General features: G+C 44.9%; 14 protein-coding genes. 9 read left to right on the forward strand and 5 right to left on the reverse strand.

Annotated elements, in window-relative coordinates:
• The 9 genes from opp4C to ACG3M1_RS05870 all read left to right on the forward strand — a co-directional run bounded on the left by opp4C (position 1) and on the right by ACG3M1_RS05870 (position 11,165).
• The gene (opp4C, locus tag ACG3M1_RS05830) at positions 1-915 is read left to right on the forward strand and encodes an oligopeptide ABC transporter permease (protein WP_002608079.1); all 915 of its coding nucleotides are present in this window, start codon (positions 1-3) and stop codon (positions 913-915) included.
• 12 nt (positions 916-927) lie between these two features.
• Entirely contained in the window at positions 928-1,926 is a 999-nt protein-coding gene (locus ACG3M1_RS05835; RefSeq protein WP_008819702.1) for an ABC transporter ATP-binding protein, read from the forward strand.
• Positions 1,927-1,929: 3 nt separating this feature from the next.
• Positions 1,930-2,913, forward strand: a complete 984-nt coding sequence (locus tag ACG3M1_RS05840) for an ABC transporter ATP-binding protein (RefSeq protein ID WP_002608081.1) — start codon at positions 1,930-1,932, stop codon at positions 2,911-2,913.
• A complete protein-coding gene (locus tag ACG3M1_RS05845) occupies positions 2,913-3,107 on the forward strand; it encodes a hypothetical protein (RefSeq protein WP_002608082.1) in 195 nt (64 codons plus the stop codon). Before ACG3M1_RS05840 ends, ACG3M1_RS05845 begins: the two co-directional genes overlap by 1 nt.
• A gap of 316 nt (positions 3,108-3,423) precedes the next feature.
• The gene (gene ptsP / locus ACG3M1_RS05850) at positions 3,424-5,124 is read left to right on the forward strand and encodes a phosphoenolpyruvate--protein phosphotransferase (protein ID WP_008819704.1); all 1,701 of its coding nucleotides are present in this window, start codon (positions 3,424-3,426) and stop codon (positions 5,122-5,124) included.
• A 220-nt stretch (positions 5,125-5,344) separates the two neighbouring features.
• The gene (locus ACG3M1_RS05855) at positions 5,345-6,913 is read left to right on the forward strand and encodes a GGDEF domain-containing protein (RefSeq protein WP_008819705.1); all 1,569 of its coding nucleotides are present in this window, start codon (positions 5,345-5,347) and stop codon (positions 6,911-6,913) included.
• 305 nt (positions 6,914-7,218) lie between these two features.
• Complete coding sequence (locus ACG3M1_RS05860; protein WP_002608085.1) at positions 7,219-8,193, forward strand: sugar ABC transporter substrate-binding protein; 975 nt, start codon at positions 7,219-7,221, stop codon at positions 8,191-8,193.
• A complete protein-coding gene (locus tag ACG3M1_RS05865) occupies positions 8,183-9,658 on the forward strand; it encodes a sensor histidine kinase (RefSeq protein ID WP_002608086.1) in 1,476 nt (491 codons plus the stop codon). Before ACG3M1_RS05860 ends, ACG3M1_RS05865 begins: the two co-directional genes overlap by 11 nt.
• Positions 9,651-11,165 carry a response regulator gene (locus tag ACG3M1_RS05870; RefSeq protein WP_008819707.1) on the forward strand — a complete coding sequence of 505 codons (1,515 nt, stop codon included), beginning with the start codon at positions 9,651-9,653 and terminating at the stop codon, positions 11,163-11,165. The genes ACG3M1_RS05865 and ACG3M1_RS05870 overlap by 8 nt, the downstream gene beginning before the upstream one ends.
• Before the next feature lie 348 nt (positions 11,166-11,513).
• Here the strand turns inward: ACG3M1_RS05870 and ACG3M1_RS05875 are convergent, their stop codons facing one another.
• From ACG3M1_RS05875 to ACG3M1_RS05895, 5 genes are all read right to left on the reverse strand, one after another.
• Entirely contained in the window at positions 11,514-13,265 is a 1,752-nt protein-coding gene (locus ACG3M1_RS05875; protein WP_008819708.1) for a M3 family oligoendopeptidase, read from the reverse strand.
• A 226-nt stretch (positions 13,266-13,491) separates the two neighbouring features.
• Positions 13,492-14,145: a TMEM165/GDT1 family protein gene (locus ACG3M1_RS05880; protein WP_008819709.1), complete on the reverse strand. Its 654-nt coding sequence runs from the start codon at positions 14,143-14,145 to the stop codon at positions 13,492-13,494.
• 110 nt (positions 14,146-14,255) lie between these two features.
• Complete coding sequence (locus ACG3M1_RS05885; protein ID WP_008819710.1) at positions 14,256-15,278, reverse strand: M42 family metallopeptidase; 1,023 nt, start codon at positions 15,276-15,278, stop codon at positions 14,256-14,258.
• Positions 15,279-15,287: 9 nt separating this feature from the next.
• Positions 15,288-15,803 carry a bifunctional pyr operon transcriptional regulator/uracil phosphoribosyltransferase PyrR gene (gene pyrR, locus ACG3M1_RS05890; RefSeq protein WP_008819711.1) on the reverse strand — a complete coding sequence of 172 codons (516 nt, stop codon included), beginning with the start codon at positions 15,801-15,803 and terminating at the stop codon, positions 15,288-15,290.
• A 24-nt stretch (positions 15,804-15,827) separates the two neighbouring features.
• Positions 15,828-17,321, reverse strand: coding sequence for a hypothetical protein (locus tag ACG3M1_RS05895; RefSeq protein ID WP_009269592.1), 1,494 nt, complete (start codon positions 17,319-17,321; stop codon positions 15,828-15,830).
• Positions 17,322-17,450: the final 129 nt, after the last annotated feature.

The following is a 17,450-nucleotide window of genomic DNA, read 5'->3' on the forward strand; positions in this document are numbered from 1 at the left end:
ATGGCGAAAGAAAATGTAAATCAAACTGAAATAAAGCTGGATAAAAGCGATACCATGGGCCCTTGGCAAATTGCATGGAATAAATTCAGACAAAACAAAATCGCTATGGCTGGTCTGATCATTTTTATACTGATCGTTCTTGCCGTGATTTTCGTACCGATCATAAGCGGTGTTAATGTAAATGATTATAGCTTTGATACAAAAAATATTGGACCGAATGCTGAGCACTGGCTGGGTACTGACCAGCAGGGGCGTGATGTATTCTTCCGTTTGTTCCTGGGTGGACGTATTTCTATCATGGTAGGTATCATCGCTGCCCTGATTACGGTGCTCCTTGGCTGTGTGATCGGTGGTATATCCGGTTATTATGGTGGATGGATTGACAATCTTCTTATGCGTTTTGCGGAAATTGTGTACTCTCTGCCATTTACACCACTGATTCTTGTACTGGCATATAATATGTTATGGACACCGTCAAATGTGAAAATGTATATCGTATCGTTTCTGATCGGTGTGCTGTCGTGGCCGGGACTGGCGCGTCTTGTGCGCGGGCAGATTCTGTCACTTCGCGAACAGGAATTCATGCAGGCCTGCGAGGCACTTGGTCTGAGTGATTTTTCAAAAATATTCAAGCATCTGATACCGAATGTTTTATCCATGATCATTGTTAATGCGACATTGTCCATGGCGAGTGCTATTCTTACAGAGGCCGGATTATCTTTCCTTGGTATGGGTGTTACCGCACCTACGCCTTCCTGGGGAAATCTGATGGAACTGGCAAGAAATACCGAAGTCTTCCAGGACTTTCCATGGAACTGGCTGCCTGCCGGTATCATGTGTCTGCTGACCGTTATCTCCATCAATCTGATTGGAGAGGGACTGCGTGATGCGTTTGACCCGAAAGATATACGATAGGAGCTGGTGAGTATGGAACAAGTAAAGAACAAGAAAATATTGGATGTTGAAAATCTGAAAGTATATTTCTATACAAAAAAGGGTGTTTCCAAGGCGGTAGACGGAAACAACTTCAAAATGTACGAAAATGAAACACTGGCAATCGTTGGGGAATCCGGCTGTGGAAAGAGTGTTACGGCCATGAGTATCCTTGGTCTGGTGGATGAACCCGGTAAAATCGGGGAAGACAGCAAGATCATGTATGGTGACAAAAACCTTGCGACATTAAAGGATGATGAAATCCGTAAGATTCGTGGTAACGATATCTCTATGATTTTTCAGGAGCCGATGACTTCACTGAACCCGGTATTCACAGTAGGAAATCAGATTATGGAGAATATCCTGCTGCATGAGGATGTAAAAAAGGAAGAGGCACACGAACGCGCTGTCAAGCTTCTGGACATGGTTGGAATTTCCCGCCCGGAAAAGGTTGTGGACAACTACCCGCATCAGCTTTCCGGTGGTATGCGTCAGCGTGTTATGATCGCTATGGCGCTTGCATGTAATCCAAAGCTGCTGATTGCCGATGAACCGACAACAGCACTGGATGTTACCATTCAGGCACAGATTCTGAAGCTGATGAATGATCTGAAGGAAAAAACAGGAACCTCCATCATGCTGATTACGCATGACCTTGGTGTAGTTGCACAGATGGCGGATCATGTAAATGTCATGTATGCCGGTAAGGTAGTGGAAAGTGCTCCGGTATTTGAAATCTTCAAAAACCCGAAGCATCCGTATACCGTTGGCTTAATGAGCAGTATGCCTTCCCTGAACAGCGGAAGCAAACGTCTGAGTACGATTGAAGGGAATGTACCAAACCCGATCAATCTGCCAAAGGGCTGCTATTTCGCAGACCGTTGTCCGAAGGCGATGCCAAAATGCAGGGAGTCCCAGCCGCATGACGTGAAGGTCGGATCCAGACATCACGTTAGCTGCTTCCTGTTTGATGATGTGAAAGGGGAGGAATAAAAAATGGAAGACAAGAAAGTAATTCTCGAAGTCAAAGACCTGAAAAAATATTTCCCTCTTGGAAAAGGTAAGCTGGATAAAAATAAAAAATATGTAAAGGCTGTTGATGGTGTATCCTTCAAGCTGTATGAAGGGGAGACGCTTGGTCTTGTTGGAGAATCCGGCTGTGGAAAATCCACACTTGGACGTGCAATTCTTCGTCTGCATGAACCGACAAGCGGGGAAGTGCACTTCAATGGTGAAGATATTCTGAAAAAGAACCGTAAGGAAATGCGAAAGCTGCGTGAGGAAATGCAGATTATTTTCCAGGATCCATACAGCTCTTTGAATCCCCGGATGAATGTATACAACATTTTGAGTGAACCGCTGGTTGCGCATGGCTATTATAAAAAAGGTGACGAGCTGAAGCAGTATATTCTGAATCTGATGGAAAAATGCGGGTTGCCGCCATACTACTGCTACCGTTACCCGCATCAGTTCTCCGGAGGTCAGCGTCAGCGTATCGGTATCGCCCGTTCTCTGGCACTGGATCCAAGCTTCATCGTATGTGATGAGCCGGTATCCGCACTGGATGTTTCCATTCAGTCACAGATCATCAACCTGATGATGGATATGCAGGAAGAACGAAAGATTTCTTACATCTTTATTTCTCATGACCTCAGTGTTGTGAAGCATATCAGTAACCGTGTAGGTGTTATGTACCTTGGTTCACTGGTAGAGCTTGCGGATAAGGATGAAATCTATGAGAATCCGCAGCACCCTTATACAAAGGCGCTGATGGCCGCGATTCCAAAGCCGGATCCTACACAGCGTTCCAGCATGGAAGCAATTCATGGAGAGATTCCAAGCAATGTCAACGTACCAAGCGGATGTAAATTCCACCCGCGTTGTCCATATGCGAAGGATATCTGTAAAACACAGGAGCCGGCAGCGAAGGAAATCAAACCGGGTCACGTTGTTCTCTGCCATTTCGGCGGTGAGTTCTAGTGTTCATCAATAAACCTAAATTTAAGGATCTGTTGAAAAAGAAGGAAGTGCGGGAAGGGAAGGAAGCAAATCTTGAAAAGGGTGACTTTCTGGCTCTCATTATGGCTGCATTCTCGGTGTTTGTACCGGTAATTCTGCTGTTCTGTGCCGTACTCGGTATATTTATCTGGCTCTTTCTTCTGTATATTCATTAAGTCGTTAAAGACGAAGGCACAGGTGTCTGCAAATATTTGTAGAGCTCTGTGCTTTTTTTGTATTGGCTTTTTATGACTGTATCCAGACGAAAATGACTACAATTGGTATTTTCCTTGAAGCTTTTAGCTGCAGGACGTTCGGTGGTACAGCTTTTCCTTTGTCGAAAAAAGCGCTTTGTAATGCATTCTTCCATTGCTTATAGGCTCAAAAAATGTTATTATTTTAGGTAGAGATAGACTCATGGAAGCGTTGTGATTCTATCAGATAAGGACTACTTTTAATAAGTATTACATGAAGTAAGAGGAGGACATACTTATGTTAAAAGGTATTGCAGCATCCGCAGGGATTGCGATTGCAAAGGTTTACAAGCTGGAAACACCGAGCTTCGAAATTGTTAAGACAGAAGCAACACCTGCAGAAGAGGTAGCGAAATTCAACGCTGCTTTGGAAAAAACGAAATCTGATATCGAAGGTATCAAGGAACGTGCCGCAAAACGTCTGGCACCGGAAGAGCTGGCAGTTTTTGATGCTCACCTGATGATGGCAGGGGATCCTGAGCTGGCAAGCCAGATTATCTCAATGATTGAAAACGACAAGGTAAACGCAGAATTTGCGACCAATGAAGTTGCGAATATGATGGTTGCCATGTTTGAATCCATGGATAACGAATACTTTAAAGAGAGAGCAGCTGATGTTAAGGATGTTACATTCCGTTTGAAATGTAATCTGCTGGGACTGACGATTCCTGATCTGAGTGCAATCAACGAGGATTCCGTTATTATCGCACATGATTTGACACCTTCCGACACAGCGCAGCTGAATGAATACGCAAAGGGCTTTGCGACGAATATCGGTGGTAAGACAAGCCACTCTGCTATCATGGCAAACTCTCTGGAGATTCCTGCTGTTGTAGGCTGCAGTGGTGTTCTGGATGCCGCAAGCAATGGCGATACGGTAATTCTGGATGCATTGGACGGCGTTGTTATTCTGAATCCAACTGCTGAGGAAATCAAGGAATATGAAGGAAAACGTGCTGCTTATATGGAAGAAAAAGAGGCACTGAAGGTATTAAAGGATGCAAAATCCATTACAACAGACGGACATGAGGTTGAGCTTGCCGGAAATATCGGTACACCGGATGATGTAGAGGGTGTGTTGAACAATGGTGGTGAAGGTATCGGTCTGTACCGTACAGAATTCCTGTATATGCATTCTGATCACTTCCCTACTGAGGATGAGCAGTTTGAAGCTTATAAAGCAGTTCTGGAAGGTATGGGAGGACGCCGTGTTGTCGTACGTACACTGGATATCGGTGGTGACAAAAAGCTTCCTTACTTCACGTTCGATCCGGAAATGAACCCGTTTTTGGGATATCGTGCAATTCGTCTGTGTCTGGACAGAACAGAAATTTTCCGCACACAGCTGCGTGCACTGATCCGTGCTTCTGTTTACGGAAGACTGTGCATCATGTTCCCGATGATTGCGACGGTTGATGAATTCCGTCAGGGTAAGGCAATCTTTGAAGAAGAAAGAGAAAAACTGATTGCAGAAGGTGTTAAGGTTGCAGATAAAATCGAAGTAGGTATGATGGTGGAAATTCCTGCTGCTGCAGTAAATGCAGATAACTTTGCGAAGGAAGCAGATTTCTTCTCCATCGGTACAAACGATTTGATTCAGTACTCTATGGCAGCTGACCGTATGAATGAGAAGGTATCCTACCTGTATCAGCCATACAATCCATCTATCCTGCGTCTCATTAAAATGACGATTGACGGAGCACACAAGGAAGGCAAATGGGCTGGTATGTGTGGAGCAATGGCTGGAGAAGAATATGCGGTACCTGTACTTCTCGGTCTTGGACTCGATGAATTCTCCATGTCAGCTACACAGATTCTGAAGGCTCGTAAGATGGTTACCAACCTGAGCAAGAAGGAAATGGAAGGTCTTGCTGAGGAAGCACTGAAGCAGGCGACTGCTGAAGATGTTCTTGCACTTGTGAAAAAAGCAGTGGAATAATATTTATAAATGGAACCGGATGGCAGACTGCTGTCCGGTCTTTTTTATAGTGAAACAGACTGAATTTCTAGTGAAAAATACGAACGGTACTGCAGCTTTTGCTGTATCAATCATTCAGACAGTCTATGAAATCGCTAAATAGTATGTAAAAAACTGCATTTATAGACACTTGTATCGACAGAGTGTTTAAAAACATATATGATTGTGATATGATAATACCATGAAAACAGATAAGTTAGAGAGCTTGTATACACACATTGAAGAAAAAAGAGTCCTTCGTGATTTTGAAGGCATTTTTCATTATGCCTCCCTGTTATACACAGCCAGCAGGGAACAAAACAATGACCATTATTTGATAATCAGCTGTTATTTTCTAGGCAGCTCCTATTTCAACACAGGTGTTTATGATAAAGCAATGAAATATCTGCAGGAGGGAATTCGCATCGGAGAACATGCGCCCTATCCATTTTTTCAGATGATGTGCTATAATCTGGCAGGGATGGTGAGTGGAACGCTTGGCGATGATATCATGTCGGTTGAATATATGCTGAAGTCCTATTATATCGCTTTGGATCATCAGGAGCTCGGGTATCTGTATATCATTTTAAACAATCTGGGTGTACTCTTTTTTAACCTTGGTTATTATGAAATCGCAAAGGAATATTTCACCAATGCCTTTGAAGAGCGCGGAATCGGTAGCTATAATGATCTTAAAATCAATGATGGCTTCAATATCATCAATCTGATGGGGACAAGCATTTATCTGAAGGATGATCTTGAATATGAGCGCTGGCTGATCTGGTACCGAGAATTTCAAAAACGATTTCAGATCGTTACAGTAGAAAATGATTATCAGATGTATCAGGTTCTCTTGTGTGCCCATACGCAGGATATAGCAAGGCTGCGTGCTGAAGTGGTCCGCTTTCTGGAAATTGCCGGCAGAGAAGAGGATCGTTTGCATACGTTTAAAAATCTTCTTAAGGTATTTAAGGTCTGCATGCAGTTTCAGGAACAGAAGCTTTCCTCACAGATTTTATATGAGCTTCAGCTGATTCTTCAGGATTATCCGAATTATCAGAATCATTCCGAGCTTAAGGAATGTCAGGTCATTTATGCGAACACGTTTAAAGCTGAACAGGAGCGTCTACAGGCGCTGGAGGAGTATTATGATATTCGGCAGCTGGAGCTTTCAGCTGCACACAACAACATGAAGAATACGCTGCTGTTAAAGATAGACATGGAACAGCTGCTGTATGAACGTAATCAGATTTTAAAGGAAAACAGGGAGCTGGAGCGTCGTTCTGAAATAGAGGAATTCACAAATGTCATGAATAAAACGGCGTTTCGGACACATGTGAGTGCAGAGCTTGAAACCATGCATCAGGATCAGTATGTCTGCCTGCTGGTCATTGATATTGATAAATTTAAAAGCATCAATGACACCTTCGGTCATCTTGTCGGTGACCAGGTTCTTCTGCATGTCGTTAAGGTGTTGAAGGAGGTTCTTCGCAGCAGCGATTTCATCGGTCGCATCGGCGGTGATGAGTTCTGTGTGTTTATGAAGAATATCCTTTCTCTGCCCTATCTGTATGAGCGTCTGGATGAGATTTTAGATCGCCTGGTAAATACAAGAATCGAGGACAGACAGGTCCTGAGTGCCAGTATCGGTGTATGTATGAGCAATCATATCTGCAGGTATGATGAGATATTCCAAAAGGCGGATGAAGCGATGTATCACGCAAAGCACGCCGGTGGAAACTGTTATGATATTACAGAATTGAGTACATGACAAGATATTGCTAAAAATGACAAGATATTTTATATTTGATACTGTATACTATGTACTGTAGTCGGCAGATATGCCGCTTAATCACAAAGTTATCAGAAGGAAAACAGCCGCGGTAAACCCCGGACATGAATGCAGTTCAGCGGTTCTTCAATGATGGAGCGATATGAGGATCGTCTCTATTGCTGATAATCTTGTATAAAGAAATGATTCTTACGATCCCTTTCAAGAATCATTTTTTTTATTTTTCACGCGTTTTCAATTTGTCTGTGATGTGATAGAATGATTCCATGAGAGCGGGGATGAGAATGAGAAAAAAAAGACTATGCGGAATCGTGTGCCTGTGTCTGGTGCTGAGTGGCGGATGCAGTGCAGCTGAGCCAAAGGAGGAGAAAAAATCCTCACAGTATTTTCTATTTGCCACACCTTTATCTACGCATACGCTATGGCAAAAGGCCAGAGAAGGGATGCAGGATGCCTGTACGGAGCTGGAGGTGCATTGTGACTGGAAGGGACCTATTAAAATTTCCACCGATGATATGGTGGATGTCATCAATACAGGTCTTTTAAAAAAAGCAGATGGCATAATCACACAGGGGGTCATCAGCAAGGAGCTGATCCAAAAAGGAAATGACAAGGGTATCCCCTTTGTCCTGGTGGATTCTCCTGTTGAGGGCAGCAGTCCGCTAACGACGATCAGCAAGGACTTTGATGAGCAGGCCAGACTTCTGTTAGCCGATATCGAAGAAAAGCTGGGTAAGAATAAAATGCTTCGCATCGGCATTCAGGTCAGTGATTTGAGCTTTGACCTTGCAAGGGATCAGATTGCATCCATTGAAGCTGTATTTGCACAGCATCCCGGCGGCTTTGAGATTGTCGCAAAAAGTGAATCACGCAGTGACCAGCTCACCTCCCGCAACGAGTGGATCAAGGTGCTGCAGAAGGATACCGGTATGAATGTTTCCATCAACCTTGCAGGGGAGAATGCAATCGGCTTTGTGGATGCAAGCGAATATATGGACAATCGCGATACGATTCTTGTGTACGGCGTTGATGATATGAAGGAAACACTGGAGCTGATACGGGAGGGGAAGGTGGAAGGCAGTATTGTGACATCCTTTTATCAGTACGGATATGAATCGGTACATATATTATATGATTATGTTACCAGGGGAGTACGGCCGGAAAAGGAGCGGATTCCTTCCTATCTTGTGCTCGTTAACAGGAAGAATCTGAATACCTATGCATCCGCTTTGCAAAAGGAGAAAATGCATGTGGAATAGATCGAAAAGCTTTCGCAGTAAAATCATGAACTACAATCTCATGCTGATCGTGGTGATGGTACTTGTCTGCACGACCTATGTACTTATCAATGATCGAACGATAAAGAAATTCAATTCCACCTATACCACCTACAATGAGCTGAATCAGTTTTATGACAATTTGAAGAATCTCAACGATGCGTTACAGGTGTACCTGTATTCTCCAGATGATCAGAATTATAAGGATTTTCACAGATATCGCACAGTTCTGCAGGGGAATGTGGAAAAGGTAAAGGCGAGTCTGAAAAATCAGGATCATGTCTGGCGTTTCGAGCTGCTAAACAATATGGTGGATGGCTATATGGCGCAGGCAGAGCTGGTCATCGCTTCCGATCTTCAGCAGGAAAAGGAGTTCAGTGCGAAGTATCAGGAGCTGCTGTATGAATATGATCTGATCAATAAGACAGCTAGTGAATATTATGGCCTGGCGACGCAGGATATGCAGCTGCAAAAGGCGGCAGTCAACAGCAATCAGAAGACCATGCAGCTGGTGTCGCTGTTCTTTATCCTCTATCTGATTGTATGGATGATCTATTTTTCCATATCCACTATCAAATCCATCACCGATCCTCTGGAAAAGGTAATCAATAATATGAACCGTATCAAGAAGGGAGCATATGACCTTACGCAGATTTCCAATACGAATAAGGAGATGAATGTGCTTTGTCTTGCCCTGGAGGATATGGCGGACAGTATCGAAAAAAACATCCAGTATGAAAATGAAAAGGCAAGGCTGGAACGCAGGGTTCTGGAACAGCAGAATGACAATCTGCGAAAGGATGAGCTGCTTGCCCAAAGTGAGCTGCGTATTTTACAGAATCAGATCAATCCGCATTTCCTGTTCAATACACTGAATATGATTTATAAAAAGGCGTACAGTGAGGGAGCCTATGAAACAAGTGAGCTGATGGAAAAGACGAGCCAGCTGCTTCGCTACGGTCTTGATAATGCAAGTAAAATCAGTTCTCTGAAAAAGGAAATCAAGGCAATTTACAACTACAATTACATACAGGAAAAACGATACGGTGACAGAATCCGCTTTCTGATGGATATCGAGGAGGATTTACCGGATATCCCGATGCCCTCCATGGTGCTGCAGCCGCTTGTGGAAAATGCGGTGTCACACGGCTTACAGGATATTATCGAGGATGGAGAGGTTGTGATTGAGGTAAGCCGTCTCAATGATGAAATCATGATATCTGTCAGTGACAACGGTACCGGTATGCCTGCGGATGAGCTGGAGAAGCTTATTCTGAACGATTTCCGCATGAGCAGTGATGAACGCTCTCATCTTGGGCTTTATAATGTTACAAGGCGCCTGAAGGCCTTCTATGGCGATGGGGTACGTATCATTGTCAACAGTCTGGAGGAATGCGGATTTGAAATCAATATACAGATTGATTTGAAGGAGAACGGATATGTATAAAATCATGATCATTGAGGATGAACAGATTGAGCGGGAAACGCTGTATAAGATCATTCAGGAGGGTTTTCCGGAATGTCAGGAGCTGTATGCTGCGAAAAATGGTAAAGAAGCACTGACCCTGTTTGAAGAGCATCATCCGGATATCATATTAGCCGATATCAATATTCCGGGTATCAATGGTCTGGAGGTGATTCGCCGCATTCGGCAGACAGCGGGGGAAGTGGAGTTTCTGATTTTATCCTCCTATAATTACTTCGAATATGCACAGGAGGCGATTCGTCTTGGTGTGGAGGATTTCATCTTAAAGCCGTATACGATTGATCATTTAAAGGATGCTCTGCGAAAAACGATGGAGCAGTTACAGCAGAAGCAGAATGAAAAAAAGCATCAGAGTGATCTGCTGGAAAAAATAGAAAGGATTACTCCGGTCGTGGAAAATGAATGTCTGTTTGCCATATTGTCGAATGAGGATGAGCTGGTGCTGCGCAAGAATCTAAGACTGCTCAGTCCGCGCATCTGCAGCGGTTTCTGTTTCATCATCCGATCCTCTCATTACGATCAAACCTATATGGAAAAGGTGTCCGCAGGCTTCATACAGCTGGGCTTTCGCTGCCTGAAGGAGCTCTTTCATGAGCTGCAGATTTTTTATATCCTTGCAGAGCGGGCTATTCCGCAGGAGGATTTGCAGCATTTGGAGAGCTATATCACTGCATTGCAGTCGGATAGCCTTGAATTTGGTATCGGACCGATTGTAAATGACATTGCGCTGTTTCACCATTCCTTCCAAATAGCAAGAGATCGCATCGGCATTCAGGAGCCGATCTGTTCTCAGCTTCTGCAGGACAGCAGTGATGATTGCAGGGTGGATATCGATCTGGATAAAATTGTTGCACGTTTTGTGTCCATCTTTCAGAAAATGGATGAGGAGGGTCTAAAAAGGGCAGTCCATCAGCTCTGTCTGACACTGATTCCTCATGAGCGCAGGCAAATCGTTCAGGAGGTGGCCGATTTGTTTGAAAGGCTACGTGATACATTGCAAAAGGAATATGCGGATATCGATCTGCAAAGGATAGAAATAGCACCGCTGCAAATCAGTACGAATATTCATCAGGAGGTGCCGCTGTATCTACATATGCAGATGCATCGACTGTATGATCCCATTGTTGAGGAGCGCTTCCGTAACACCAATCAGCTGGTACGTCAGGCAGTCCGCTATATTGATGCCAACTACCGTAAACAGATCACCCTGAGTGATATGGCGGATGCATTGCAGGTTTCACCGTTTTACCTGAGTAAGCTGTTGAATAATTCTCTGCATAAAACCTTTACCGAGCTTGTCAGCGAGCGGCGGGTGGAGGCGAGTAAGGAGCTGTTGAAAAGCGGTAAGCGAATCAAGGAGATTGCTTATGAGGTCGGCTTTCAGGGACAGAATTACTTCACAAAAATATTTAAGAAGTATACCGGTGTAACACCGAAGATGTATAAGAATTCCTTCGACGACAAATAGGAAATAAAAGGAAACTGCAAATAATTGCTAAAGATAACAAGAATTTACTAGTTTAACAGTTATATAATAACATTGCAGATAAAAGACCAATTTAACAATCATAATTATATCTGCAATACCATAATGGTAAGGCTGTTACCAGCCGGCCTTACTTTAATCCTTTTTCTTTAAAAAAACCATGTTTCTCCCAGAACATGGTTTTTTTATGCCAAGCGTAAAAAGAAAAGCAATATCCGAATGGGATGTATTCCACAAGCGAATATTGCATATTCATTCATTGTTCAACCGACTTCAAAATTCATGTATGCACAATGCTGTTTTCATAAACAGGTATTGCGGTATCTCTTTTTATTTGGTCAGCTCCAGAAATTCATCAATACGCTGTGCGCATGTATCCAGACAGCTTGTCCAGAATGCTTCATCACACAGGTCGATATCAGCCATCGCTGCAACATCTTCAACACTGGATACCGTTGTTGCTTTTAGAAGCTCACGGTATTTTGGTACGAAAGCTTCTTTCTCTTCCTGATACTTCACAATCAGTCCCCGTGCAAACAGAGCTCCGAATGCATATGGGAAATTGTAGAAGCTCAAACCGCTGGAATAGTAATGGGACTTGCAAATCCACATATACGGATGCAGATAGTCGGGATCCAGACCGTCCCCATATGCCTGCTTCTGTGTTTCGATCATGATGGCTTCCAGCTCGTCCGCAAACATAAAGCTGTCTTTGCGCTTTTCAAATACTGTCTTTTCAAACAGGAAGCGGGAATAGATATCACAGATAACCTGTGTCAGATCCTGCAGCTGATTTTCAATCAATGTGATTTTTTCCTGACCCTTCGCCTCCTCGATTGCGGCATTCATAATGATGTTTTCATTGAATGTTGAAGCAGTTTCCGCAACCGGCATGGAATAATCGGTATTCAGGGGACGGTGATTCTCAATCATCATACCGTGATAGGCATGTCCCAGCTCATGGGCAAGCGTAACGATATCACCAAGCGCACCGTCATAGTTCGTCAGAACACGGCTCTGTTTTACGCCGCTTAAATTAGCACAGAAGGCACCGCCGACCTTTCCCTTGCGCGGGAAGAAATCAATCCAGCTTTCGTCAAAGGCACGCTCCATCATATCTGCCATATCCTCTGCGAAAGGACGGAAGTGCTTCAGCAGGTATTCCTTTGCCTCCTCTATACGATAGGTTTTTGTTTCCTCACCGAGTGGCGCAAACAGCTCATACCAGGGAAGACCGTTCTTATATCCGAGAAGCTCTGCCTTGCGTCTGAGATAGGCATGAAATTTCGGCATATAGGATTGCATGGTATGCAGCAGGGCATCCAGCGTTTCCTGCTTCATGTGCGCATTGTGCAGTGTCATGGCAAGTGGAGAAGCAAAGCCGCGCAGCTCACATTCTGTCAAAACCTGTGCCTTGATGCTGTTTAAGGAAAAGGCAACGGCATCGCGTATTTTATCATAGGCCTTCAATTCTGCCTCATAGGCACTCTTGCGCACCTTTGCATCACTGTCATAGGCCATATTGCGAATCTGAGAAAGGGTGGAGACTTCGCCCTTATACTCTACCTCTACAATACTCGTCAGATATTCCTGCAGATTGGCCCAGGCTTCACCGCCGCTGATATTCATTTTGGATAATACATCCTCTACATCATCACTGAGCAGATAGGTACTGTCCTCTTTTATTGTATGCAGCAGGTAGCTGTATTCCTTCAGCAGTGCATCCTGTTCAATACACGCATCCAGATCCTCAATTTCTGCCACGTAGCGGTTGAACCTTGCATTTGCTTTCGTGATGCCGCTGAATTTCTGTGAAAACTGATTCATCAGCGAAACCGTTTTTCCATCCGATGTATTCGTGGACTGCTTCAGAGAAATAAAGTGTCCGACGCGATCGGCTAGTGTGTGGAATTCCTCCAGCAGGGACAGCATATCGTGTAAAGCTTTCACCTCGTTATCATGACACAGCTGCTCAGCAGCCTGTGTACAGCGTTGAATAACGGTATCCATTTTTTTGAAGTCATTGACAAAGGCTTCATCATAATATCCCTTGTATAAAACATCTAAAGACCATTCATTCATAAGTATCTACCTTCTTTCATCCTTTAGACAATACCCATATTATATCCCATCTATACAGGAAATGCACAGTTTTACAAAGCTTATTTCAGGAAACTGTGCAGTTGAGAGGATGACATGTAAAAAGACTCCACTTTTCATGGGGTCTCTTATGCAATTCAAACAGGAATACTCTGTTGTGCTGATTGCAATTTTTTTGGTATTTGTGACAGGTTGCAGGAAGGTGTTTTTATCCGTGTGTTCCAACGTGACGGCGTGAAAAGGTGTAAATTGCGTAGGCACATACCATAAGCACCGTGCTGTATCCGATGAATATCAGATTGTTGCCGGGGACGGCTTCAAACAGGGTCAGCGAGCCGAAGAGGAAAAAAATGAAGGAGCTTCCCACCTTGACCGTATCTTCACGAAGGTGAGAGAAGATCAGCTTGCCTGCAAAGATACCGAGTATATTCGCCATAATCAGCCCCAGTGATGCACCGAGGAAAATCGGAAAATGCTCACGCATGTGATCGGCGGCCAACGCAACGGTGGCGAGCTGCGTTTTATCACCAAGCTCTGCGATAACAAAGGTAAATGCAATGGATATTACGGGGATTTTCAATGCAACATGATGCCCTGCTTCTTCCTCGGTGCTGCAGCGAAGATTCATCAGTCCAAAAAACAGAAACATGGCACTTGCTGCCAGCTTGATCAGACGCATGGGAATCAGATCACCGATCAGATCACCGGCCAGTACGGAGACACCGCTGATGGCAAAGACACCGAGTATCATGCCGGCAATTACGGTTTTTACGGAGTAGCGGTTTGTCAGCGCCATAATCATCAGCTGTGTTTTATCGGCCATCTCCGCCAGAAAAACAAATAGAAATGTATGAAACAGCATAGGTTCACCTCTTTCAACTATATGCGTGGGAAGCAGGCGGTATGCAGGGAATATAAAAAAGATTTTCTTCAGAGCATGGTTGCATATTCTGAAGAAAATCAAGGGGAAAGCTAGGAAATATATGCGAGAATCAGCTTCATGGTGTTTTCCACACCATCATAATGCGTTCGTTCCATTCCATGGGATGCATGTACGCCCGGACCGATCAGTGCACCGCGGATATCACAGCCTCCGCGCAGTGCTGCGCTGACGTCGCTGCCATACATCGGATAAATATCAACGGCATAGCACAGCTTCTTTTCCTTAGCCAGCTCAATCAGCCGGCTGGTCATTTCATAATCATACGGTCCGCTGGAATCCTTGGCACAGATGGAAACATCCTGTTCACTGCAGGCCAGATCAAGACCGATACAGCCCATATCCACGGCTATCAGCTCACTAATGCATTCCGGTATGTGTGACATGCCATGACCGACCTCCTCATATGTGCTCATCATGAAAATAAGATCGTATGCAGGGGTGATGCTGTGTTCCTTCATATGCTGAAGGACGCCCATCAGGGCACTGGCACTGATTTTGTCATCCAAAAAGCGGGATTTGATAAAGCCGCTTTCCGTAATCTGAACCTTTGGGTCGATTGCCACAAAATCACCGTTGCAGATGCCGAGTGCTTCCACATCCGCTTTTGTTTTCACAACCTCGTCAATGCGGATTTCCATCTCATCGACCTCACGTTTTCTGGTCGACGCGTCTTTATATACATGCGATGCGGGAGAACAGGAAAGTACGGTACCGCTATATACCCTGCCATCTCTTGTATGAATGCGGCAGTATTCCCCATCCAGTGTGGGAATGATCGGGCCGCCGATGTTGGTGACTGCCAGCATACCGTTGCTTTTGATGGAGCGTACCATCAGCCCAAGTGTGTCGCAGTGCGCACAGAAGCCGATTGTTTTTTCACTGCTGGAGCCCTTTACATAAATCAGAAGGTTTCCCTTATTGTTGCGCTTAGTCTGATAACCCAAGGCTGCTGCCTCGTCGGCTACAAGGTCAATTGCCTTTTTTGTATAACCGGTTGGGGAGTCCGTCCCCAAAAGTCTTGAAGCAAAATCCAATACGTATGTCTTATCCATTTGTCTACCTCACTTACTTATAGAAACGCCGTCGTTTCCGTCAATCTCGCTGACTCTGACCCGAATGACCTCACGCAGGGAGCTGGGAATATTCTTTCCTATATAGTCAGCGCGAATGGGAAGCTCCCGATGTCCGCGGTCCACCAGCACAGCAAGCTGAATTTCCCTGGCTCTACCATAGTGCATGATCGCATCCATCGCAGCCCGTACGGTTCTTCCCTTGAAGAGTACATCATCCACAAGGATGACCTTTTTATCCTTTACCGGCAGGGATTCCATCGGCAGGGGATAGGGCTTTTCCCGATCATCTCTCCAATGCGATACATCCAGGGCAAAGCAGGGAACACTGATGTCCTCCACGTTGCATATAATGTCTGCCAGTCGTCTGGCAAGAATTTCTCCTCTTGTCTTGATACCGATTAAGACGATATCCTCTACGCCGCGGTTATGCTCGATGATTTCATGCGATATGCGGATGAGAGAACGTTTCATCTGGAGCGCGTCTATGATTTCCTTTGTTTCCATGTACTACCTCCTGACGTACAGCTACTATAAGTATAGCGGTTCGTCTTCGTTTTCGCAATCATTTCCAAGGATTTCACGTAAAATCGAGGCTGTATATTCCTCATACAGCTGCGTATTGTTTTCCGCCCTTCTCGTGTACAGAACATAGACCGGAATATCCTGCAGATAGAGGATGGTAAAGAAATCCCGCAGGAGGGCGTCACAGACAGGCTTGTTTTGAGCACAGCCAAGCGGATTGATGAAATAGGAGGAAATCAGCTGTCCGTTTCTGCGGCAGGGTCCCTTGCGGAACAGGTCCAGACATTCATCCAGTGTTTCCAGTCGCCGATAGCCGTATTCATCGCTGACATTATCCAGATAAAACAAATGTGTAACCTTGTGAAACTGCAGGGTATTTGCATGCTGAATAAGCGGCAGAATCTGATACAGCTCCTGATTTTCCTGTATCAGAAACAGGCTGTCGGAAAAAGTGGAGAATACCGAGGTGATACGGGAATGTGTGATGTTTTTCAGGGCACCGATTTCTCCGCCGGTGCTGACAATTTCCTCATCCAGATAATGCAGGGTTCCATGATCATCATAAACGGGGGCTGCCGATAGCCCCTTCTGTTCACAGACTCGAAGACAGGCATCAAGCAGCTCACTTTTGCCGGTTCCGCTTTCTCCGGCAAAGACCAGTCCTTTCTTTGTATCACCCGCCTGCATCTGAAGCATGGAGGCATGAATGGGCAGATCGTGCTTCTCCATGCAGATTGCATTGTAAAGGGTCTGCAGCATATCCTTGAGATAGCGTATATGATGCATACGCGGGGTTCCGCTGACCAGTCCGATGGTGATCTGATTCGTTTCATCGTAATAGTAGCAGGCCTGATCCTTTGCGGAGGCTAAGGCAAAAATGAGAATGAAGTCCTGTTGCAGGGACAAGGCAGTGAGCGGATACAGGGCGGCGAGACAGACGCCCAGCTGTACGCATTCTCTGGACAGATAAACAATGCCCTTTTTATCCGCAATCGCAATACTCATTGCAAAAAAAGCATTTGCATCCATACTGATATCGCGGTAGATGAAGGTGGAGGAGCGCTCAATAGAAATATTGGCGGCATCCGGCTGCTGAAAGAGTGGTACATGATGCAGCTGTACCTGTGAAATAAAGGGAATCTGCTCCAGAGGAAGGTGTGCATAGGGATGGGATACCTCACATACACGCAGCTGCAGGGTAGCATCAAATCCAAAGGGCTGCATATGCAGCAGGCTGTTGTCCTTTTGCTTCAGGACGGCCATGTTCTGAAACAGGGTGTCCAGAGAAGGGTTTCGTGCTGCTTCACTGCTGCACAGACGAAATTTTGAAAGTGTCGCGGCATAGGTCAGAAATTCCAGCAGATACGGACTGGGGTGCGGCTGTGCGGTAAGCAGGGCGAGTACTCTTGCTTCCTCAATATCATAAGGATAGGCGTCTATCAGACGGCGCAGGTATTGCTCACCGTCACAATCCTGTGGAAATAAAAGTTCTTTTTTCATATGGGATCACCTGTTTGTAAGCTATGCGGCGGCTGTCGAAAAAAGTACAAATTTGCACAACAGTCAGCAGAGTGGCTCTATTCTACATCATACCGTTTTCTACAGCTTCAGATAGAAAATGCGGAGGTA

The sequence above is a fragment of the Clostridium sp. 10cd* genome, from assembly GCF_044336395.1.
GTDB lineage: Bacteria > Bacillota_I > Bacilli_A > Erysipelotrichales > Erysipelotrichaceae > Clostridium_AQ > Clostridium_AQ innocuum.

What these genes read in the sequence shown, in the direction of transcription:
- ACG3M1_RS05870 (WP_008819707.1), top strand. Translation starts at nt 9,651, where the DNA reads ATGTATAAAATCATGATCATTGAGGATGAACAGATTGAGCGGGAAACG.
- ACG3M1_RS05875 (WP_008819708.1), bottom strand. Translation starts at nt 13,265, where the DNA reads ATGAATGAATGGTCTTTAGATGTTTTATACAAGGGATATTATGATGAA.
- ACG3M1_RS05895 (WP_009269592.1), bottom strand. Translation starts at nt 17,321, where the DNA reads ATGAAAAAAGAACTTTTATTTCCACAGGATTGTGACGGTGAGCAATAC.
- pyrR (WP_008819711.1), bottom strand. Translation starts at nt 15,803, where the DNA reads ATGGAAACAAAGGAAATCATAGACGCGCTCCAGATGAAACGTTCTCTC.
- ACG3M1_RS05885 (WP_008819710.1), bottom strand. Translation starts at nt 15,278, where the DNA reads ATGGATAAGACATACGTATTGGATTTTGCTTCAAGACTTTTGGGGACG.
- ACG3M1_RS05860 (WP_002608085.1), top strand. Translation starts at nt 7,219, where the DNA reads ATGAGAAAAAAAAGACTATGCGGAATCGTGTGCCTGTGTCTGGTGCTG.
- ACG3M1_RS05855 (WP_008819705.1), top strand. Translation starts at nt 5,345, where the DNA reads ATGAAAACAGATAAGTTAGAGAGCTTGTATACACACATTGAAGAAAAA.
- ACG3M1_RS05835 (WP_008819702.1), top strand. Translation starts at nt 928, where the DNA reads ATGGAACAAGTAAAGAACAAGAAAATATTGGATGTTGAAAATCTGAAA.
- opp4C (WP_002608079.1), top strand. Translation starts at nt 1, where the DNA reads ATGGCGAAAGAAAATGTAAATCAAACTGAAATAAAGCTGGATAAAAGC.
- ACG3M1_RS05840 (WP_002608081.1), top strand. Translation starts at nt 1,930, where the DNA reads ATGGAAGACAAGAAAGTAATTCTCGAAGTCAAAGACCTGAAAAAATAT.
- ACG3M1_RS05880 (WP_008819709.1), bottom strand. Translation starts at nt 14,145, where the DNA reads ATGCTGTTTCATACATTTCTATTTGTTTTTCTGGCGGAGATGGCCGAT.
- ptsP (WP_008819704.1), top strand. Translation starts at nt 3,424, where the DNA reads ATGTTAAAAGGTATTGCAGCATCCGCAGGGATTGCGATTGCAAAGGTT.
- ACG3M1_RS05865 (WP_002608086.1), top strand. Translation starts at nt 8,183, where the DNA reads ATGTGGAATAGATCGAAAAGCTTTCGCAGTAAAATCATGAACTACAAT.